This is a genomic window from Bacillus sp. 205(2023) (assembly GCF_037027485.1).
GTDB lineage: Bacteria > Bacillota > Bacilli > Bacillales > Bacillaceae > Bacillus > Bacillus halotolerans.
Map to the genome: position 1 here is coordinate 180,222 of NZ_JAXCHF010000002.1, position 20,286 is coordinate 200,507.

23 protein-coding genes are annotated in these 20,286 nt (G+C 47.1%); 2 read left to right on the forward strand and 21 right to left on the reverse strand.

Annotated elements, in window-relative coordinates; all coding sequences use genetic code 11:
* Positions 1 to 71: 71 nt before the first annotated feature.
* The 13 genes from rocG to spsA form a co-directional block, all read right to left on the reverse strand.
* The gene (gene rocG, locus WA325_RS08420; protein WP_336183453.1) at positions 72 to 1,346 is read right to left on the reverse strand and encodes a glutamate dehydrogenase; all 1,275 of its coding nucleotides are present in this window, start codon (positions 1,344 to 1,346) and stop codon (positions 72 to 74) included.
* Positions 1,347 to 1,529: 183 nt separating this feature from the next.
* On the reverse strand, positions 1,530 to 1,994 hold the full coding sequence (bslB, locus tag WA325_RS08425) for a biofilm surface layer hydrophobin BslB (RefSeq protein ID WP_336183454.1): 465 nt from the start codon (positions 1,992 to 1,994) through the stop codon (positions 1,530 to 1,532).
* Positions 1,995 to 2,321: 327 nt separating this feature from the next.
* Positions 2,322 to 2,777, reverse strand: a complete 456-nt coding sequence (locus WA325_RS08430) for a dTDP-4-dehydrorhamnose 3,5-epimerase family protein (protein WP_010332322.1) — start codon at positions 2,775 to 2,777, stop codon at positions 2,322 to 2,324.
* Positions 2,770 to 3,621: a dTDP-4-dehydrorhamnose reductase gene (rfbD, locus tag WA325_RS08435; protein ID WP_336183455.1), complete on the reverse strand. Its 852-nt coding sequence runs from the start codon at positions 3,619 to 3,621 to the stop codon at positions 2,770 to 2,772. The genes WA325_RS08430 and rfbD overlap by 8 nt, the downstream gene beginning before the upstream one ends.
* A gap of 13 nt (positions 3,622 to 3,634) precedes the next feature.
* A complete protein-coding gene (gene rfbB, locus WA325_RS08440; RefSeq protein WP_336183456.1) occupies positions 3,635 to 4,582 on the reverse strand; it encodes a dTDP-glucose 4,6-dehydratase in 948 nt (315 codons plus the stop codon).
* Positions 4,583 to 4,584: 2 nt separating this feature from the next.
* The gene (locus tag WA325_RS08445) at positions 4,585 to 5,322 is read right to left on the reverse strand and encodes a sugar phosphate nucleotidyltransferase (RefSeq protein WP_059292292.1); all 738 of its coding nucleotides are present in this window, start codon (positions 5,320 to 5,322) and stop codon (positions 4,585 to 4,587) included.
* A gap of 24 nt (positions 5,323 to 5,346) precedes the next feature.
* Positions 5,347 to 6,366, reverse strand: a complete 1,020-nt coding sequence (locus WA325_RS08450) for a PseG/SpsG family protein (protein WP_202852790.1) — start codon at positions 6,364 to 6,366, stop codon at positions 5,347 to 5,349.
* A gap of 1 nt (position 6,367) precedes the next feature.
* Positions 6,368 to 7,108: a cytidylyltransferase domain-containing protein gene (locus WA325_RS08455; RefSeq protein ID WP_024123261.1), complete on the reverse strand. Its 741-nt coding sequence runs from the start codon at positions 7,106 to 7,108 to the stop codon at positions 6,368 to 6,370.
* On the reverse strand, positions 7,101 to 8,222 hold the full coding sequence (locus WA325_RS08460; RefSeq protein WP_305934284.1) for an N-acetylneuraminate synthase family protein: 1,122 nt from the start codon (positions 8,220 to 8,222) through the stop codon (positions 7,101 to 7,103). The genes WA325_RS08455 and WA325_RS08460 overlap by 8 nt, the downstream gene beginning before the upstream one ends.
* Positions 8,222 to 9,091 carry a GNAT family N-acetyltransferase gene (locus tag WA325_RS08465; protein ID WP_336183457.1) on the reverse strand — a complete coding sequence of 290 codons (870 nt, stop codon included), beginning with the start codon at positions 9,089 to 9,091 and terminating at the stop codon, positions 8,222 to 8,224. The genes WA325_RS08460 and WA325_RS08465 overlap by 1 nt, the downstream gene beginning before the upstream one ends.
* Positions 9,092 to 10,261 carry a DegT/DnrJ/EryC1/StrS family aminotransferase gene (locus WA325_RS08470; protein ID WP_336183458.1) on the reverse strand — a complete coding sequence of 390 codons (1,170 nt, stop codon included), beginning with the start codon at positions 10,259 to 10,261 and terminating at the stop codon, positions 9,092 to 9,094.
* Positions 10,262 to 10,281: 20 nt separating this feature from the next.
* Positions 10,282 to 11,706, reverse strand: coding sequence for a CDP-glycerol glycerophosphotransferase family protein (locus tag WA325_RS08475; RefSeq protein WP_336183459.1), 1,425 nt, complete (start codon positions 11,704 to 11,706; stop codon positions 10,282 to 10,284).
* 4 nt (positions 11,707 to 11,710) lie between these two features.
* Positions 11,711 to 12,481, reverse strand: a complete 771-nt coding sequence (spsA, locus tag WA325_RS08480) for a spore coat dTDP-glycosyltransferase SpsA (RefSeq protein ID WP_095712753.1) — start codon at positions 12,479 to 12,481, stop codon at positions 11,711 to 11,713.
* A 320-nt stretch (positions 12,482 to 12,801) separates the two neighbouring features.
* Between spsA and gerQ the strand changes: the two genes are divergently transcribed.
* On the forward strand, positions 12,802 to 13,347 hold the full coding sequence (gerQ, locus tag WA325_RS08485; RefSeq protein ID WP_024123267.1) for a spore coat protein GerQ: 546 nt from the start codon (positions 12,802 to 12,804) through the stop codon (positions 13,345 to 13,347).
* A 46-nt stretch (positions 13,348 to 13,393) separates the two neighbouring features.
* Here the strand turns inward: gerQ and WA325_RS08490 are convergent, their stop codons facing one another.
* The 3 genes from WA325_RS08490 to WA325_RS08500 form a co-directional block, all read right to left on the reverse strand.
* Positions 13,394 to 13,765: a DUF423 domain-containing protein gene (locus WA325_RS08490; protein ID WP_010332332.1), complete on the reverse strand. Its 372-nt coding sequence runs from the start codon at positions 13,763 to 13,765 to the stop codon at positions 13,394 to 13,396.
* Positions 13,766 to 13,827: 62 nt separating this feature from the next.
* Complete coding sequence (locus WA325_RS08495; protein ID WP_105954440.1) at positions 13,828 to 15,150, reverse strand: purine/pyrimidine permease; 1,323 nt, start codon at positions 15,148 to 15,150, stop codon at positions 13,828 to 13,830.
* 19 nt (positions 15,151 to 15,169) lie between these two features.
* Complete coding sequence (locus WA325_RS08500; RefSeq protein ID WP_095712750.1) at positions 15,170 to 15,487, reverse strand: YwdI family protein; 318 nt, start codon at positions 15,485 to 15,487, stop codon at positions 15,170 to 15,172.
* A 166-nt stretch (positions 15,488 to 15,653) separates the two neighbouring features.
* On the opposite strand from WA325_RS08500, the gene WA325_RS08505 reads away from it, so the two are divergent.
* On the forward strand, positions 15,654 to 17,024 hold the full coding sequence (locus tag WA325_RS08505) for an aldehyde dehydrogenase (protein WP_248338115.1): 1,371 nt from the start codon (positions 15,654 to 15,656) through the stop codon (positions 17,022 to 17,024).
* Positions 17,025 to 17,048: 24 nt separating this feature from the next.
* On the opposite strand, the gene WA325_RS08510 is transcribed toward WA325_RS08505, so the two are convergent.
* From WA325_RS08510 to WA325_RS08530, 5 genes are all read right to left on the reverse strand, one after another.
* A complete protein-coding gene (locus tag WA325_RS08510; protein ID WP_322011329.1) occupies positions 17,049 to 17,726 on the reverse strand; it encodes a uracil-DNA glycosylase in 678 nt (225 codons plus the stop codon).
* A 13-nt stretch (positions 17,727 to 17,739) separates the two neighbouring features.
* Complete coding sequence (locus WA325_RS08515; RefSeq protein ID WP_105954442.1) at positions 17,740 to 18,546, reverse strand: glycosyltransferase family 2 protein; 807 nt, start codon at positions 18,544 to 18,546, stop codon at positions 17,740 to 17,742.
* Positions 18,547 to 18,641: 95 nt separating this feature from the next.
* On the reverse strand, positions 18,642 to 19,169 hold the full coding sequence (locus WA325_RS08520) for a hypothetical protein (protein ID WP_105954443.1): 528 nt from the start codon (positions 19,167 to 19,169) through the stop codon (positions 18,642 to 18,644).
* A gap of 47 nt (positions 19,170 to 19,216) precedes the next feature.
* Positions 19,217 to 19,852, reverse strand: coding sequence for a permease prefix domain 1-containing protein (locus WA325_RS08525; RefSeq protein WP_105954444.1), 636 nt, complete (start codon positions 19,850 to 19,852; stop codon positions 19,217 to 19,219).
* On the reverse strand, positions 19,845 to 20,183 hold the full coding sequence (locus WA325_RS08530) for a PadR family transcriptional regulator (protein WP_095712745.1): 339 nt from the start codon (positions 20,181 to 20,183) through the stop codon (positions 19,845 to 19,847). The genes WA325_RS08525 and WA325_RS08530 overlap by 8 nt, the downstream gene beginning before the upstream one ends.
* Positions 20,184 to 20,286: the final 103 nt, after the last annotated feature.

Below are 20,286 nucleotides of genomic sequence, written 5' to 3' on the forward strand. Positions count from 1 at the left end.
TTTGCGATTTTCATGCCATACGCAAACAAAAACGCAAAATAATTTTGCGGAAGAAAGGGGGATTATCCCCCCTAAACCCATCCGCGGAATTGAGACGCCTCTGCAGATTTTCTGATGCCCGTCATGTAAGCCGCCAAGCGCATATCGACTTTGTGTGCGGCCGCGGTCTGATAAATCGTTTCAAATGAATTGACCATCACGTTTCTCAGCTTTTCAGCAACCTCTTCTTCTGCCCAATAGTATCCTTGGTTGTTTTGAACCCATTCAAAGTAAGAAACCGTTACGCCGCCGGCACTCGCCAGTATATCCGGCACCAGGAGTACGCCTTTTTCATTCAAAATCTTTGTCGCGTCGATTGTCGTCGGCCCGTTAGCCGCTTCGACCACAATTGAGGCCTTAATGTTATGGGCGTTTTTGGCTGTAATTTGATTTGAAATAGCCGCCGGCACTAAAATATCGCATTCTTGTTCGAGCAGCTCTTCATTTGTGATGACATCTGTAAATAAATTGGTGACCATTCCGAAACTGTCCCGCTTATCGAGCAAATAAGGAATATCGAGGCCCTCCGGGTTGTACAGACCGCCGTGGGCATCCGAAATCCCGATAACCTTGGCGCCGGCATCATGCATAAATTTAGCCAGAAAACTGCCGGCGTTCCCAAAGCCCTGTATGATGATTCGCGCGTTTTGCAGCTTGATTCCTTTTTTCTTAACCGCTTCTTCTATACAAATGGTTACGCCTTGAGCGGTTGCTGTTTCCCGGCCCTGTGAGCCGCCTAAAACGAGCGGTTTTCCTGTGATAAAACCCGGGGAATCGAATTCCCGAAGCCGGCTGTATTCGTCCATCATCCACGCCATAATTTGCGAATTGGTGTATACATCGGGAGCGGGAATATCCTTTGTCGGGCCGACTAACTGGCTGATGGCGCGGACATACCCCCGGCTCAGCCGTTCCAATTCTCCAAACGACATCGTCCGCGGATCACAAATAATGCCTCCCTTTCCGCCGCCGTACGGCAAATTCGTGATCCCGCATTTGAGCGTCATCCAAATCGATAACGCCTTTACTTCCTCTTCATTCACCTCGGGATGAAAACGCACGCCCCCTTTTGTCGGGCCGACCGCGTCATTGTGCTGTGAACGATAGCCTGTAAACACTTTCACACTGCCGTTATCCATTTTCACCGGAATTCGTACAGTGAGCATTCTCATCGGCTCTTTCATTAATTCATACATTCCGCTCGGATAGCCCAATTTCCGCAGGGCTTCCTTTATGATCGCTTGCGTAGACAGAAATAAATTGAGAGCTTCTTTTTCTTCATCCTTTGTGATTTGTTTTTCTGACATGTTTTTTCACCTCATCATATTTTTATCTTCAGAAAAATGTAAGCGCTTTTAAAATAATGCAATAGATCAATTCCTTTCTTGATTGGGTTCACCCTTATCTACATGCAAGATTCGTACCAATTTTTTAACCATACAAAAAAAAGAGGCTGATATCACATCAGCCCCTGATCATTTCTATTGATATTAACGAGGGTCGATAACTAGCTGTGTTTCAGCATAAAAACTGCCGATTCCCAGACCGTTTACCACATCCCCTTTAATCGTGTATGTGCCTGCACGCGGAAGCGTTTTGCGCACCATGACGAGATCGAATTCAGACGTCCCTAACAAATCAAGAGTAAGCGGGAGCCTGACCGTTTTTCCATCGTTTAAAATCTGTGTTTCTTTCAGTGTTCTTCCATTCACAGAATCTCTTGTTGTCGCGTGGAATCCGTCAGGAAATTGAAACTCGACTGCCCCCAGAGAAAGCACTGCGTTTGGTTTATAAGTCACTTCAATATCTGAAGTCGTCCATTCTTTTGTACTGTTTACGGTTTTTGCCTCAATTGATGCAGACTGTGCATGCGCTTGGCCTGAAGGAAGCAAGATTGATAGCAGGACAGCTGAACTGATGAAAAATGAAGATACGAATGAAGTTCTTTTTAACATGACATTTCCTCCTCAAATCACGGTTGGAATTTGGCCAGAGCGTCCTCTGCAGAAAAAGCGTTTTACCGTAACTCGCGAATTACCATTTCTTTTTCTTAAAAGTTAATCTATCACCATTTTCCATGGAAGTAAATGTTTTTTAAGGAATATTAACACTTTGAATGATGTAATAAATTCATCCTATTTACACAAGATTCTAATAGACTGTTTCTGATCCGTATCTAGTAAAATATGCGCCTGTTACCCCTGTCTTTTGTCCTGATATCAAAACAGGACAAAAAAAGTCGAAGATGCCTGATGATCTTCGATGGATAACTGCTCTATGATTTATTTAAATTCGGTATTCCAGTTAAAACCGATTGTCTCATCATTCCATGGGATTCTTTTTTCATCGGGCTGATCAGGGTTATACGAGGTTGTCGTAAAATAGATAATTGTCAGCGGCGTTTCGCCCAGCACTCTGTATCCGTGAGCGACGCCTTTTGGAATCAATAACAGCATCGGGTTATCTTCTCCCATATAATAGACATCGGTTTCTCCTTTTGTTTCTGAATCCTCCCGCAGGTCGTAAAGGACAACCTGAGCGTGGCCTGTCGGGAAGAACCAGAGATCATCCTGCTTCTCGTGATAATGAAACGCTTTAATCACACCCGGATAGCTTTTGGACCAAGACGCCTGCCCAAAATGCTCAAGAAGGTTCTCATCATCGCGAACCAGTTCGGCAAAAAAACCTCTGTCATCACAATGCTTTGTCAGTTTCTTAACCTTGACTCCTTCAATCACGCGCACTGCTCCTTTCCTGCAAAAATTCCCGTAAAGCTTCCCGCCAATGGCGCGGGCGTATGCCGGCTTCTTCAATGGCCCGGTGGCTCAGCACAGAGTAAGCCGGCCGGGGTGTCGGATTCCCGTATTCCTCTGTCGTCACGGGCGTAATCGTTGTGTTCAGCCCGCTTTCTTCCATAATGGCCTTTGCGAACTCATACCAGCTGCATATGCCTGAATTGCTGACATGGTAGATGCCCGGCGGATGACTGAACAGCTTGATGACCGCTTCCGCCAAATCCTTCGTATAGGTCGGCGAGCCGATTTGATCGTTCACAACCCGCAGCTCTTGTTTTGTTTCTGCGAGCTTCAGCATCGTATGAACAAAATTGCTGCCGCTTTGTCCATACACCCACGATGTTCTGATGATCGTGCTGTCGGTTCTTGCTAACTGGATCAGCTCTTCTCCTAGTTTTTTACTTTTACCGTAGATGGTGTTCGGGTCAAGGTGGCCGTCTTCCCTGTATGGCTGGGTCCCCTTCCCGTCAAATACATAATCCGTGCTGATATGAACATATTGCGCTCCGATGCGGGATGACTCCAGGGCAGTGTAATAAGCGCCAACTCCGTTGATCAAGTATGCTTTATCCAGCTCCGTCTCGCATTTGTCGACGGACGTAAACGCGGCGGTATTGACCACGATATCCGGCTGATAATGCCCCAACGAATGCCGTACAGAACGCTGATCGGCGATGTTCATCATCTGCTTTGTTAACGCAATGACCTCATATCCGGCTTGCTTCAGCTGGCGGCACAGCTCCAAGCCAAGCTGTCCGCCCGCGCCGGTTACCAATACCTTTGTCAATCGAATCACCTTCTCATCGGTCATTGTCTGTATACCAGCGAATCGTGCGCGCAATGCCTTCTTCAAACGGTACTTCCTGCCGCCAGCCAAGCTCATTTTTCAGCTTTGACGCATTGATCGCGTAGCGCCGGTCATGCCCTTTTCGGTCTTCGACGTGAGCAAACAATTCCTCACAGCCCAAATGTTTCATGATGATACTCGCCAGCTCTTTATTCGTGCGTTCATTTCCGCCGCCGATATTATACACCTCACCGTCGGTTCCTTTTTCTAAAATAAGCTTGATGGCGCGGCAATGGTCCTCTGCAAAAAGCCAGTCTCTGATCTGAAGCCCGTCGCCGTAGAGCGGAACCGGCAAGCCTTGTTTTGCATGGCGGATAATCGTTGGGATCATTTTTTCACTATGCTGATATGGTCCGTAATTGTTGCTGCAGCGTGTAATAATAGCCGGCAGTTTGTGTGTTTTCACATACGATAGAACAAGAAGGTCAGAGCTCGCTTTGCTCGCGGAATAAGGGTTGTTAGGAGAAAGCGGCGTGGTTTCCGTAAATGCGGGATCATTCGCTTCTAATTCCCCGTACACCTCGTCTGTTGAAATATGAATCAGCTTTTTGGCTTTTCCTTGTAAGACTGCCTCAGCCAGACGATATGTGCCCATGACATTCGTTGTGATAAACGGCTCTGCTTGGGAGATGCTTCTGTCTACATGCGATTCCGCGGCGAAATGAATCACGGCGTCATAGGTCTCGTCAAACGCCCGGTCGATATCCTCCTGAATGCTGATATCCCCTTTTACAAACCGAAACCGGCTGTTTCCCTTTAGTTTTTCGATTTCCTGCGGGTGGCTGGCATACGTTAATTTATCTAGAACGGTAATGCGCGCATCCGTTTCCTTCAGCATGAGCTTTGTAAACGTGAGCCCTATGAATCCGGCCCCGCCTGTAATGAAATATGATTTTGCCATAGCTATTCGTCCTGTCCTTTCTGTAAAGCCTGATGTACCAGCCGGGAGGCGAGATAAAGCGATTCGTGTGTTCCTGCATCGACCCACCAGCCCGATAACACATCATACGTAAGCTTGCTGTTTTCAATGTATAAATTATTTACATCAGTGATTTCCAGCTCGCCGCGCTTGGATGGTGATATTTGTTCAATATACGAAAACACTTCTGCATCATACATGTAAATGCCGGTTACACAAAGGTTGGTCGGCGGATGTGCAGGCTTTTCAATAATGGATCGAATGTGTTTGTTTTTCTCATCAATCTCAGCAATCCCAAAACGTTCTGGATCATCCACTTCTTTCAGAAGCACTTTCGCCCCTTTTCCCTGCTGTTGAAATCGCTCCGTATAAGGCTTTAATGAATCTTCGAATATATTATCACCTAATAATAAAATGAAAGGCTCCTTTCCGGTAAAGCGTTTTGCATATGATAACCCATCTGAAATTCCCGATGCAGCGGGCTGCACTTGATAAGTGACGGAGACGCCAAGCTCCTCCCCGCTTCCCAGCAGCTTATAAAACTGCGGCATGTGCTCTTTTTGGCTGATGAGTAAAATCTCTTTAATTCCGGCTTCCTCAAGCTTCATTATCGACCAGTAAATCATCGGATAAGGGCCTACAGGAAGCAAATGCTTGTTGACGGCTTTGGTTAAGGGCATAAGGCGTGAGCCGTTTCCTCCGGCTAAAATGACACCTTTCACATTAACACTTCCTTACGTGCATTTTTATATCTTATCATCAAGCAAATCATAAAGAATGGCTGATACCCGTTTCATTCCTTTTCCATCTACGAGCGGCCTTCCTCCCTCGTGCAGAGAAAGACGGAGAGGATAGCTGCTGAATATTTGAGACATATGATAAGCAAGCTTTTCGACGGATACATTCTCTCCCAGGCCGAGATCAAGAACGGCGCCATGTTCCGCAAATTTTGCAGCGGTTGCGGTTTGATGGGCAACCTGAGAAAGCACGAGGCACGGCACGCCGATACAGATCGCTTCATAAAGCGAGATGCCGCCGGCGACAATGGCTGCATCTGCTTGTTTCATAAACACAGCCATTTCATTTGTCTGCTCGATTAGTGCGTATTGGGGTTTGTTTTGAATCAATTTACGGACCGCCTCTTGATGCGGTGAAGCGCTGCCCATGATAAAAATCATTTTCTTGTCTTTCCTGTCCGGGAGCTGACCGGCCGCTGCTATCACTTTAAAAACAAGCTGCTTTGGATCGCTTCCTCCTAATGCAACAAGGATATTGCGGCAGTCTTCCTTAAGTGCGTAATCAGCTCTTGCGGCTTGAAAGGCAGGGTGGAGAATAAGATAATCCGGGCCTTCATAGACACGGGCGTTTCCCTGATCGTAAACCTTGCTTCTGACATCGCCGTAAATTCCGTTAATGACCGCATCACTTTGACCTATCGCTTTCTCATTTTTTTCTTCGAACAGAACGATTTTGGCATCTGTTCCTGCTTTTATTTTTGTTAATAAATCGACAGGTGCACCAAGGATATCGAATAAAAGCAGATCGAGCTTTTTATCGTTTATTTCCCGGAGAATACATTCATTTTGCTGAAGCTCCGGTTTTACGATGACCTGCCAGTACTCTTCTTGAAGAAATTGTTCAGACTCGTCATTTGTGTAAAACGTAATGGAACAGCGTTGTTTGAGTTCTTCCGCAAGCCTTTTCATTCGAACGACGTGCCCCATTCCTTTCTCGAACCCGCCGTCTGCGAATATCCCGATATGCATGCTACTCAACCTCTTTTTGCTTTGTCATACCGTTCATCGCCGCCAGATCAGGGTGCTGGTTCAGCAGGCTGATTAACTCTGCAGCCGAGACATCAGGGCGCTCGCCTGCTTTTTGATAGAGGGCTGAGACCAATTGATAGTCTTCCTCCGTATCGACGGTCAGCCGATATTGAGGAGCGCAGAGCTGTTCCGGAGCCTCTAAAAACTGCAAACGGTAAAGATGGGGATGTTTCCGGACATACAAGGTGACATGCTCTTGGTATTTATCCTCCAGCATTTTGATGCCGCTGATATCGAGCAAAAGCTTGGCGCTCACCGCTTCACCGCAAATGCCTAACGGCGTGTTCAGGATATACGTATAATCCGCACCTTGATCAAGATGAGCTGAAATCATCATATCGAGCAACTCTGGATCGACAAATGGATTATCCCCCGTTAAGCGGATGACGACTTCCGGTTTCGCAGCCTTTATGACTCGCGCAAATCTGTCGAGAACCCGTTCCTCACTGCCGCGGAAAACGCGAATGCCGTTCTTGATGCAGTGTGCCTCTAATACATCGTCGGCTTTTTTGTCAGATGTAGCGATGACAAGATTATCGCGCTCCTTTTGATAGAACGCGCTTTGCCGTACGCGCTGCACGAGAATATCGAGTAAATGCTCCGAGCCAAGCGGACGCAGTACTTTTCCAGGAAGGCGTTCCGATCCCATTCTCGCCTGCACGATAAAAAGTATGTCATCCATGGGACGGGCTGTCCTTCGTTAAAATATCTTCCCATGTAATGCCTGTGTCTGCCGGGATGTCCCTTACCGCACGCACGCCGCCGGTCAATAGCTCAAAAAATCTCGGGTGCAGCCCCTGAGGCTTTTGTCCGGGGCGGAGCACGGCAATATTGTCTTCGCTGAAGGCATCCCCTTTTTGAATCGGAGCCGTTGTGAAAATTCCCCTGTATGCAAATTTTCTGATCTCACCCTCAATGGCAGTTGTTGTTTTGTATGAACTGCCCAGCAGCTTTTCAGAAACTGGCTTCCTGATGCCTAGTTTCAGCTCGGCTTCTGTTTCCCTGATGGCCTTGACCATTTCCTTTAATTCATCCGGATTTAATGCAAATGAATGATCAGCCCCCGGCAGGTTTTTATCGATAGTAAAATGCTTTTCTATCAGTCTGGCGCCGAGCCGGACCGCGGCACATGGCGCTTCTGTCGGGTGCTCGCTATGATCCGAAAAACCGATGGGCGCATCCGGAAAAGCGGCGGCAAGCATCGGGATCACACTGAGGTTGCTGTATTCAGGCGGTGCAGGGTATTTCGCCACACAATGCATAATGGCAATTTCGTGGTTGCCCTCTGCTCTGATGGTGCGCCAAGCCTCATGAATATCAGCAATTTCCGCTCCGGCTGTCGAAAAAATCATCGGCCTGTTCATGCGGGCGACGTACTTGAGCAGCGGGAGATGGTTAATTTCATAGGATGCGATTTTAAAAGCACTTGGAGAAGTGGAAAGCAGCAGATCAGCTGATCCTTCATCACACACCGTGCTTAAAAAAATCACCTGTTTCTTGCGACAGTAGTCCAAAAGCGGATCAATCCACTCCGCGGGCAATTCCATGGACTGAACGAGAGAAAAAATTGATACATCATTGCCCGCAGCTGTTTTGTATAATCCAGGATCTTTCTGATACATCTTATCAGCTTGGAACATTTGAAATTTAACGGCATCTGCACCCGCTTCAGCCGCGGCATCAATCAGTGCAAAGGCCTGATCCAATTTTCCGTCATGATTAATTCCTGCCTCAGCAATGATAAAAACGGGAGCATCTTTGCCGACAGTTTTGTTCGCGATCTGAAAATCCGCCATTATTTCGCCTCCTTGCCCGGCCAAATGTGGTAATAGTAATATGATTGAACAGCGGTGAAGCCCATTCTTTCATATAGGCGGATCGCTCTGACATTATGAAGCTGCGTCCCCGCTGTTACCGTTTTATGCTTCAGCGTCTCCGGTTGTTCTATGAGATGCGCCAATAAATGAAACGCGATACGCTTGCCTTCATACCCCGGCTTCACAGCCATCAAATCAAGCACATACTCATCACCTTTTGATAAACCTTGCAGGTAGCCGATTATTTCCCCATTATATTTAGCGGCAATATTGATATCCGCTCTCCCCATCAGATTGTTTCGTGTCCACTCTTGAAAGATTTTGTTCGCCGCCTCACGGCTGAGATAAGGATCTTGAAAATATCTGCTTTTCGTAAATGCGTCGCTGGCTAACCGGCAAATCTCTTCGGTGTCTCCAGGCTCAGGCTGAACCAGTTCAAAAAATGGCGGCGTTTTTTCATATATAGACGGGGTCTTCGCCAGTTTAAGCAAACTGCCGACAAAATAAGAGGACGGCTGCTGCTGAATGACATGTACTGCCCCGATATCCTCTGCCGGTACACGCACAAACACAAAATCCGTTTCATCCGTTTGCCGAACAGAATAAAAGGCCTGAAATAGCCGTTTCAGCTGTCCTGTGCTGTTAGCCGCGAGAAGCTTTACATTCATGACTTTTTTCTGAAGCATTTTGCTTTCCCAAAGGGCATCTTCATACAGCATCACGCCTTGAAGCTGGCTGTTTTCAAATAGGCCGAGCGAAAATTGATACGACCCGTCAAGTGTCATCTGTTTGCTTTGGAGAAATTCCATAATCGCCTCTTTGGAAACATTCTCTTTTATCGTATACACCTAACCAGCCCCTTTTGCGATGTCCCGCACGGCCTCTATCACGTCGTTGACATCTTCGTCAGACATTGATGGATACAGCGGGAGTGACAGGGTGCGTTTGTAATACTTCATGGCGAGCGGGTAGTCTGTTTCCTCAAATCCGAATTCCTTTTGATAATACGGATGAATATGCACTGGGATAAAATGAACACTGGTCCCGATATTGTATTCATCCTTTAGAGCCGTAATCATTTCATCCCGAGTGACGCCGGCCTGTTTTTCATCAACTTGCAGGACATATAAATGCCAGGCGTGCCGTCCTTCGTTGTGAACAAACGGCGTGATCAGCCCCGGGATTTGCTGAAAAGCGGCTTGATACTGACCTGCAATCTCTTCTCTCCGTTTTTGCATGTCATCCAGCCGTTTCAGCTGATGAAGCCCGAGCGCCGCCTGCAGATCAAACATGTTCATTTTGTAGCCGGGCGACTCGACCTCATAGTACCAGCTGCCATTTGAAGAATAACGGTTCCATGCGCCTTTGCTCATGCCGTGAAGGCTCAGAACCCTGATTTTGTCGGCAAGCTCCTCATCATCCGTCGTCAGCATGCCGCCTTCCCCTGTCGCCAGGTTTTTGGTCGCGTAGAAGCTGAATGCTGTCGCATCCCCGATGGAGCCGATCATTCTCTGCTTATAAGTGGTGTATACTGCGTGCGCCGCATCCTCGAGCACAAATAGACCGTGCGTTTGGGCAATGGCTAAAATTGCGTCCATGTCACAGGACTGCCCGCCAAAGTGGACGGGTACAACGGCTTTCGTCCGCGGCGTGACCGCCGTCTCAAGCTTTTCCGGATCAATGTTAAGCGTCTTTTCATCTATATCCGCAAACACCGGCGTTGCTCCGGTATGAATAATCGTATTGGCGGTTGAGCTGAACGTCAGTGGAGTGGTTATGACTTCATCACCCGGTCCGACCCCTTTTGCTTTTAAAGCCAAAAATAAAGCAGCGGTACATGAATTCAGCGCCACGGCGTGCTTAGCTCCGACAAACGCGGCAAACTCTTTTTCAAACTGCTGAACCTTCGGGCCTTTGGAAAGCCATCCGGATTCAAGCGTTTCTGTGACCTCCTGAATTTCTTCCTTTCCGATCAGCGGCAAGGAATAAGGAAGAAAATGATTTCTCTTTTGCACCATTTCTTTGCGCTCCTATCGTTTTATTCAGAATGATCCCGCCTGTAATCAACCCCTGTTTTTGCTTTCAGTTCCGAAAACAAGGCGAGCGTCGACTCAGTAACCGGGTAATTGGAAGCCGTAAATGACAGACGCGCCGCTTCTGCCTTCTGATACATGGCGGGATTTTGAAGAACCTCAATCAGGGTGCGCGCTAATTCCTCCGGTTTTTCAAATATAAAATCGCCAAGAGACTCGTAATACGGATACGTGCGGTTTCCGGTCGATTTCCCGATCAGTGCGGGCTTTTGAAACAGCATGGCCTCAAGGCCCACCGTTGAGGTTTGTGTCACAGCGGCGTCAGCATACGCCAGAATATCGTACAGATCCATCTCTTTTTTGATGACTCTGCAAGCTTTATGTTTTTTTGCCGCCGCATGATACAGATCCAGCTTGTTTTTTCCGATTTCCCATGGGTGAGGTTTAATGATGATTTGCAGCTGTTTTTGCGTGGTAAGCTCCGCTAACACACTTGAATAAAATTCCTCGGAAAAGGGCTGTGTCGCGATCAAAACGATTTTTTTAGACGGGTGAAAGGCCAGCTTTCGATAAAATACTGACATGTCCATAGGTGTCCTGTTAAAGATTTCGTCAAAGCGGGGATGTCCCGTTATGAGAATCTGTTCTGGTTTGCAGCCTTTTTGCTGATACCAACCAGCTTCATATGCGCCAAAAACAGCCTGATAGGTTGTAAAAACGGGCAAGAAGGCTTCATCACCCATCAGCGCTCCATGCTGAAGGCAGATGCTCACGGCCCCTCTCCTTTCGCACATAAGAGCGAGCACCCTGCTGTAAATGTCTTCTGTCGTTCCTACAACAGCAGCAGAAATGTTCTCTTTCTTGAATAAAGCATCTACTGTGTCAATGGCTTCCATGAACAAAGGAATATCCTTGAAAAGCCGTTCACGAAATGCTTGATCACCGAATGCCGGGTGGTCATCATAAGCCGAAAGTATCGAAAAAGCCTTTTCAAGATACGGCTTCGGATCGCCTTTTTCACATGAAGCAGCCACTTCAGGCTTGCTGATCACAGGCAAATCGCAATAATTTGGCATACTCCATCTTGCCAAAACAGCTGTTTTTTCAGGATCAAATTGGTAGTAATTAGCGTTTACAAAACGAAGGTGATCAAAATGCAAGATCACTTTTCCCTTAACAGGCGCGTCATTTGTTTTGGCAATGCTCTGTTTTTTCTCTTCAAAAAACGTCTGAATCTGACTTTCATCGATATGCTGATCCGCAGGCCCGAATAATTCCGGTTCTTCTTCCATCATCACTCTCAGCTCAGGGCTGATGTATTGGTAAAAATTACTAATAAGCCCGAGCGGAATCCCCTTGTAGCGAAGCCTGTCAAAAAGCTCCGCATACTTCCGGTACAACACCCAATAATTGCTTAAATAGGCCGACAAACTCTCACCCCATTCCAAGCTTTTTTAATGATTCACGCAGTTCGCGGCAGTTGCGCTGCGGAGGAAGATTCCGAACGAACTCGTTTTTTTCTGACTCAAACAGCTGAAAATGAATGGATTGGTCTGTAATATAGTTCAGATCAAGCTCCTCGGCCAGCGGGTAAAACGGATAAAAATGATTGACTCTCCAAAAGAACCGGGCATCACCGATCCGGTAAAACGCCGGGCTTTCATCCCAATAAGAGCCAAACGCCTCCTTCACCTTCTCAAGCACCGAATACCTGTGCATCACCGAGCAATGGTCAATTGCGCACGGAGCGTTCCACGTTACTTGACTGGCGGGCCTGACAGTTTCTTTTATAATGTCTCGATTCTGGTTTAAGTGATAGGTTTTCGAGCTTGAGTAGATCACAGCCTTTTCCGGGTGATCATCGAGTTCACGCACCATCTTTAACAGCCGATCCGGCATATAGATGTTGTCATCCGTCGCATAGGTGATATATTCACCCTCTGCCATCTCAATCGCTTGATTGATCAGGGCCGCGTATCTCGTTTTTTCCGTTCTTTCCTTCACTCCAGATACATCGCTTTGATAGAAATGCACACGGTTATCATTCAAAAAGGGACGGATTTCATTCAGCGTCTCTTCATTTGAGTTGTCATCCATAATAAACAATTCAAAATCAGAAAAAGTTTGTGAGAGTATGCTTGAAATGGACTTTGCCACATAATCGCTTTTGTTATAGCTCGTCATAATCACTGAAACTTTCGGCAAATCCTACACCTCCTTCTTGAATTTTCACACCTGAAACTAACGTTATCTTATGTTGCTTAAGCGCAAGTTGCGCTAGGAATACAGACCAATATGCGAAAAGATTGTGTACGTCCATTGAAAAAACAGTGATCGGCCAGAGAAATCGGCACGCTCACTGTTCTTTTTTTCAGCATATTCCAAGCTTTGGCCTCATAAGGTGAAAGAGATAAAAATCGCACTAGCGACTAAGATCGTTTGTCATCGGAGGTGAGTCATCTCGGATCGTTTATTTATACATCCAGAACATGTTCTGAATGGTTTTCATAAAAAGGAGGAACGATATGAAACCGAAAAAAAATCAATATCAGCAAATGCAGGGATATGATATGCAGGGGTATTCGCCTCAATTCGGCCCAAATCCGTACCCGCAGCCGCAAGGGCAAGGCCCGCAAATGCAAGGCCCACAAATGCAGACTATGGGACAAATGCAGCAAATGCCTATGCAGCAGGGGCAGCAAGGCTTCGGATTCCCCACTCAGCAGCAAGGCCAGGGCGGCGGGTTTCAAATTCCATCGGGGCCGACGCCATCGGGCGGCCAAAACATTCCCGGCATGCTGCCTGTCGAGGAATCATATATCGAAAATATACTGCGCCTGAACAGGGGAAAAACGGCTACCATCTATATGACATTTGAAAACAGCAAAGAGTGGGGATCAAAGATTTTTCGCGGCGTCATCGAGGCTGCGGGCCGGGATCACATTATTATCAGTGATCCAAAGACAGGAACCCGCTATCTTCTGCTGACGATCTATCTTGATTACGTTACCTTTGATGAAGAAATTGCATATACGTACCCATACTCGATGTCATCCTATTCGCCAAGATAAAGAAAAAAAGCCAATCACTCATAATCATGAGGATTGGCTTTTTTATTTATAGATATTTGACGGCTGCGACAACGATCATGATCCAAGAAATAATGAACGCCACACCGCCAAGCGGCGTGATTGCCCCGAGAATGGAAATTTGCGTCACGCTGAGGATGTATAAGCTTCCGGAAAACAGCACAATCCCCGCAAACATCAGCCAGCCGGCTGTTGTGACGCTGCCGATGCCAGACAGTTTATCCGCAAGAAACGCGACAACAAAAAGCCCCAGCGCGTGATACATATGATACTGCACGCCTGTGTGCCAAACCTGAAGATATTTATCAGGAATTTTCCCTTCTAATCCGTGTGCGCCAAATGCCCCAAGGCCCACGGCAAGCATGGCATTAATAGCGCCTAATATGATAAATACTTTCATCTATTCTCTCCCGCCTTTTCGTTAAACTCATATCAATTATCATATCGCACCTGTATGAAAATTCAATGTTTGTTCTCTGATGACACGAGATTGTCGGATTTTCTCCTGCGCCATAGCTGAAACTGATCCATCGCTATTGCAGCAAGCGTCCCTAAGACAAGCCCGTTGCTTAACAGAGAAATAAACACCGGATGCATATCCTTTAATGCACTTTCTGGCACAAACATAATGCCGACACCTGTAAGCAGTGAAATGCCGATCACAGCCCGCACTCTTTTCAGCTCTGATTTCTCATAGGAATCAAATTCAGTAAACGCCAAACCAACCATTGCCGAGAACACAACAAAGTTTACCGCGAATCCAACGGGTGACGGCAGACTCGCAAACGCATTCATAAAAAACGGAATCACGCTGATGAAAACGACCAGCATACTGCCGAGGACAAACGGCTTTTTAGAAGGCATCTTTGTCGTTTCAATAAAACCCGCGGCTCCCGAAATCGGAACCGGTGCAATGGCTCCAGACAAACCGCTCAGCAAATGGCTGAATGCAGCCGCAAAACCGGCAGGGCGCTCATGACGCTTTCCATCTGTCTGTTTGCCGAATTTTTTCACCGCAATGTCCACAACCTTCATACTTGCCAGCATGTTAACGATCAGCAGGATCGTAATAAAAACCGAGGTGATGGCTAGGCCGCTGTTAAATAACGGAGCACCGAACGGAAACAGAGACGGCAGCTGAAACAGCCGATCCGGCATTTCGATCGGTTTCGCAACGCCCGCAGCCGCAAACAGCACCCATCCGCCGAAAAGGGCTAATAAAATAGAATATTGCTTTAAAAAAACGATATTAGAATTTGACATGATAAAAGCTGCGGCGACGACAACCAGCGCGAGGACAAATACAAGACCGTCCACGCTGTCTTTTAGATAGCCGATGCCGAGAAGCCCTTTTATTATCGGCTGGCTCAGCTGCATGACGAGCAGCAGCAAATAGACCCCTGTCACAACCGGAGTAAACAAGGCAGCAAGCCGATCAATGACCTTGAAGACACTTAACAAAAAGAAACATACAGCGCTTACAAGAAGCGCCCCCTGCAAGCCGCGCAATGTTTCGCCATATGTCGCAAACACCGTTCCGGTCAGGCCGCCGTAGATCGTATACACTCCCCACCACAAGCCGGCAGGGCTTTCATTTATAGGCAGCCGGTGTCCTTTCAAACACTGAATAACTGCGGCAATTCCCAATACAAAAAAAGTGCTTTGAATCAGCCGTGCAGAATCTGAATGATCCAGATGAAACGACTGGGCAACCGCCACCGGAACAACAATCGCCGCGGCAATCATAAACGCTGTCCATTGCAGAGCGCCAAGAACCAATTTCACGTAAGCTCAACCTTTCTGATTAAAAATCAAATAAAGACTCTCCGTTTCCATCCTCTTCTTGCTTATCTTTTTCCTGCTTCCGATATTTGTTTAATCCCGCGCTGCCCATCATCTTTTCCATCAGCAGCTGGTCTGTCGAAGGCGGCGCCGAAGGACTTGCCGTGACACTCGGCTGAATGCGCGGCGTGCTCCCCGTCTCCGGCTGATCCAGCACGACGTCGCACAAAGAACGAACGACCGCCACGTGACGCTTCAGCTCCTCATCACCTTCAGCCGTCTTTGCTTTCTTCAATTCCTCTTCCATCTTCTGAATCAAAGCGGATATATGAATGTTCATAAAAAATCCTCCAAAAATAAAATGTAGTCTCCCTGCATTTTATCAAATTCCCGCGGCAAACGCAGACAAGAGTTTGTTATTTTTTCTGACAAGCGCCTCGCATTTGACAAGCAGAAGACATTTTTCACATAATGAATCACCATGACCTGCAGGAAGGAGAGAGAATATGAACAGCATCCCCTCTATTGTCAGCAGCCATCAAGCATTTTTCGCGGCAGGGCATACGAAATCAATTGACTCAAGACTGGACGTCTTAAAGAAATTGAAACACACCATCAAAGCGTATGAAGCAGACATCACAGCCGCTCTCTATCAGGATCTTCACAAATCTGAACAAGAAGCATACTCAACGGAAATCGGCATCGTTCTGGAGGAAATCAGCTTTGTGATGAAACGGCTGAAAAAATGGGCCAAGCCGAAAAGAGTCAAAACGCCATTGACCCATATCGGTTCCAAAAGTGTCATTATCCCCGAGCCGTATGGCACCGTCTTGGTGATTGCGCCATGGAACTATCCCTTGCAGCTGGCGCTTTCTCCATTGATCGGAGCCATTGCGGCCGGAAACACGGTCGTTCTCAAACCCTCAGAATATACGCCAGCTGTTTCGGCTGTTCTTTCCGATCTCATCCGCGACGTTTTTCCGGATCATTATGTCGCTTTGGCGGAAGGCGGGCCGGACATCAGCACAGCTTTATTACAGCAGCCGTTCGACTACATATTTTTTACGGGAAGCGTCGCCATAGGAAAAGTTGTCATGGAAGCGGCGGCCAAACAATTAATTCCTGTCACCTTAGAGCTCGGAGGCAAAAGCCCCTGCATCGTGCATAAGGATGCTGACATCAAGCTTGCCGCCAAACGCATCGTCTTCGGGAAATTTACGAATGCGGGCCAAACCTGCATCGCACCGGATTATTTGCTCGTTCACGAAGACATCAAAACAGTGCTTGCGGAAGAAATGAAGCGTGTCATTGGCGAGTTTTACGGACCGCAGCCCGAACTGAATCCGGCTTATGGCAAAATCGTCAGTGAACGCCACTATCAGCGGCTGCTGAGCTTTCTGAAAGACGGCGTCGCGCTAAGCGGCGGCCAAGCAGATCACAGGCACCACAAAATAGCGCCGACCATTCTCGATCAAGTCACAGAAGATTCCCCTGTGATGCAAGAGGAAATTTTCGGGCCCATTCTTCCGCTGTTTACATATCGCGGCATCGATGAAGTCATTGAGAAAATCAAGTCGCGTCCCAAGCCGCTCGCCCTGTATGTGTTTACGAAAAACCAAACAACTGAACGAGAGGTATTAGAAAACCTGTCGTTTGGCGGCGGCTGTGTCAACGATACGTTAATGCATGCCGCGACACCGTATTTGCCATTCGGCGGCGTGGGAGAAAGCGGAATCGGCAGCTATCACGGATTTGACAGCTTTAATACATTTACGCATAAGAAAAGCGTCGTCAAGCAAACGAACCGCTTCGACTTCGCTTTCCGTTATCCATCCTCCAAAAACGGCTTGCGTTTGATTCGAAAAATACTCAAATAAAAAAGCGCAGGCCATCTGCGCTTTTTATAAATCCTTTATACACCAATCAATCGGAGCCTTACCCATTTTCTCCAAGAAGGCATTTGCCCGTGAAAATGGCCTGCTGCCAAAAAATCCGTTTCTTGCTGAGAACGGGCTGGGATGCGTCGATTCAATGATAAAATGCTTGGACGTATCGATCCGTTCTTTCTTCATTTGGGCATGCCGGCCCCACAATATAAAGATGATCGGCCGCTCTCTTTCATTCAGCACGTCAATCATCCGGTCAGTCAGCCGCTCCCAGCCTTTTCCCTTATGGGAATTCGCCTGTCCGCGCCGCACCGTAAGCACGGTATTCAGCAAAAGAACCCCCTGCTTCGCCCAGCTGACGAGCGACCCGTGATTCGGTATGCTGCAGCCGATATCATCCTGAAGCTCGAGAAAGATATTTTTCAATGAAGGCGGCTGCTTCACGCCCGGCTTTACGGAGAAGCTTAAGCCTTGCGCCTGTCCAGGCCCGTGATACGGATCTTGGCCGAGAATGACCACCTTGACATCATCGTACGGCGTATAGTGCAGCGCATTAAAGATATCGCGGCTGTCCGGATAGACCGTCTCCTCCATGTATTCCCGCTTCAGCATTTCTCTCAGCTCTTGATAATACGGTTTTTCAAACTCTTCCTTCAGCTGTTCCCACCAGCTGTCCTGTAAAAGCTGTTTCAAGATGCAAACCTCCTTACGAACGATGAAGTCTGGAATAGACAGGTTTGCCATCCCAAACAATCTCACTTTGTGCTTCCCGCCTCTTCATCTCAGGCTCTTCAAGCAGGACGGCAAAGTTTTTCGTCGGCAGTTCCCCTAGTCCGTGCTTCTCGCTTAAACGATCCAAATATTGCTTCCTCTTGGCGCCAAGGTCTGCGGACTGATTGTCTCCCGCGTCACTGAATGCATATATCACACTGGCACAAGGCACACGCTTGACCCGGTAATCCTTCGCTGCACGCAAGTAAAAATCCCAGTCCCAATAATTATGCACATCAGCATCGAAATACCCGATCTCATCGTGCAGGAAACGTCTGTACATGCTGCCCGACGGCACGTAGGTCGAGAACACTCTCATATCCTCATAATCAGCGGTATACGCAAATAACTTCCGCGAAACCGGATATCTTGTCCCTTCTCTCTCTTCAAACGACACAATTTCGGCATCAGAATGAACGAAATCTGCCGTTTCCATTTCTTTCGCCATTCTTTCCAAATGGCCCGGCGTGAAGAAATCATCATCATCACAAAGCATGATACAGTCGCCTGACACCTCTTTGACACCCGCATTTCTCGCGGCCACATGGCCTGAGTTCTTCTCTAAATCAATCACAACAATCGGCAGCTCCGGATACAGTGCTTTGGCCCGCTCAACCGATTCCCCGGCATCATTGACAATAATGACTTCATACGGCTTCATAGTCTGCTGCGAAATCGACTCCAGCAGCTCGCACAAAGCCGGAATCCGATTATAGGTCACAATTACGATAGAAATCTTCATGATGCTCTCCTTCTCATTTTCATAGTCATGTACTATTAAAACATATATTGGACGGGAGATCAGTGGGAAGATCCTACCGAACTGTGAAATGGAAACTACAGAAACAGCAAAGTGACGCCTACCAGAAGCACCATAATCAGCATCAGATCTGCGCATACACGAACGGCATCTTTCAGGCGGACGCCATTCGGCAGGACGAGATGCCACAGCTTCGATTGATAGACCGGCAGCAGCACCAATGCGTAAGAAAGGCACAAAAAAGTGAATGCCGGCGGAACAAAAGCACAGCCTGCATCGTCCCAATCCCTCACAATTTTAGAAACACTCGTTCCATCTGATAAGAACAAACCAATCAGCAAGGCCAGCAGAACAAAGGACCCCAATTGAACATCAAACAGACGCATGCGTTGGTAGCAAGCAAGCCTGAGCGCCCAAAACCAGCCTATAGAATAAAAGAATAATAGAAAAATGATTGCACCAGCAGTAAAAACAACATCTGGCAGCCTATCGAGCAAAAAAACAAGCGGTACGGACACAGCCATAACCAAAAGCATGGAGGCACCCACAAACAAAAATACAGCCACATGAATAACAAAACCATATAAACAAGAGCCGAGTCTCATGACAATCCCCCTTACTACATAGAAATTCTATGTATATATCTAAAAAATCAGGCAAGCTGGCGCCTGCCAAAATAACAGCCTATTCGTCCGCACGCCGGAAATAACAGCGTAGCACAAGCACACGCCCCTATAAACCAAGGTGTCAGCAAAGATTGAAACAGCGCAGCAGGAACGAGATCAAACAGAAAAACAAACATAAAAATAACGTTCGGCACCATGGAAATAAGAATCGTATGCAAAACAAGCCGTTCACCCCGTTGCCCGAACTCCCTGACGCCTTGGTACCCAATCAGCACCCAATAGAGAATATAAGCAGCTAAAATCAGCCACATAGAAACAGAAATGCCTTTCCACACTGCATGAACAAAGGGAGATTCTAACCATGCATGCAATGCCGTAATGGTAATACCTGCTGCAAATAAAGCACTATTGCAGAAAAGATGGAATAATAAAAACGTACGGGCGGATACAGGCTGTTCTTTCTGAAAGGAAGACACAATCTCATCCGGTGTGCCAAATTCCCGAAGCAAACATTCCATGGCTTCCGCCTCATTCTTCCCCTCTTGAATGGAGTGAAACAAGTGGTGTTCAATATGGTTTTCGATCTCTTCGATCATCGCTTCACAATCAGAAACCCCTTTAAGCCCGTTTTTCACTTTATATAAATAAGTCTCTTTATCCATTCTGTCCGCCCCGCTTCAGCATTCGGTCCATCATGGCTGAAAACATGCTCCATTCCTTTGTGCGCTCTGCCAGGATCTCTCTGCCGTCTTCTGTAATCCGATAATACTTACGATCCGGGCCTTTCTCCTGCTTCTCCCAATAGGAAGAAATATATCCTTGCCGTTCAAGTTTATGAAGGGAAGGATACAATGTTCCCTCTTTCATCTGCAGTTCATGATCGCTGCGGCTTCCCATCTCTTTTACAAGCTCATAGCCATACATCGGCCTCTCACTCAGGAGCGTTAAAACCAATATCACGGTGCTGCCTTTAATCAGCTCACGATTTAACATGACAAAACCCCTACCTAGTTTTCTTATGTAGCATTTTACGAAATCACCCTGATATTGTCAATTGATTCCTATAAACCTTTCATATTGTGATAAGCAGAAAATC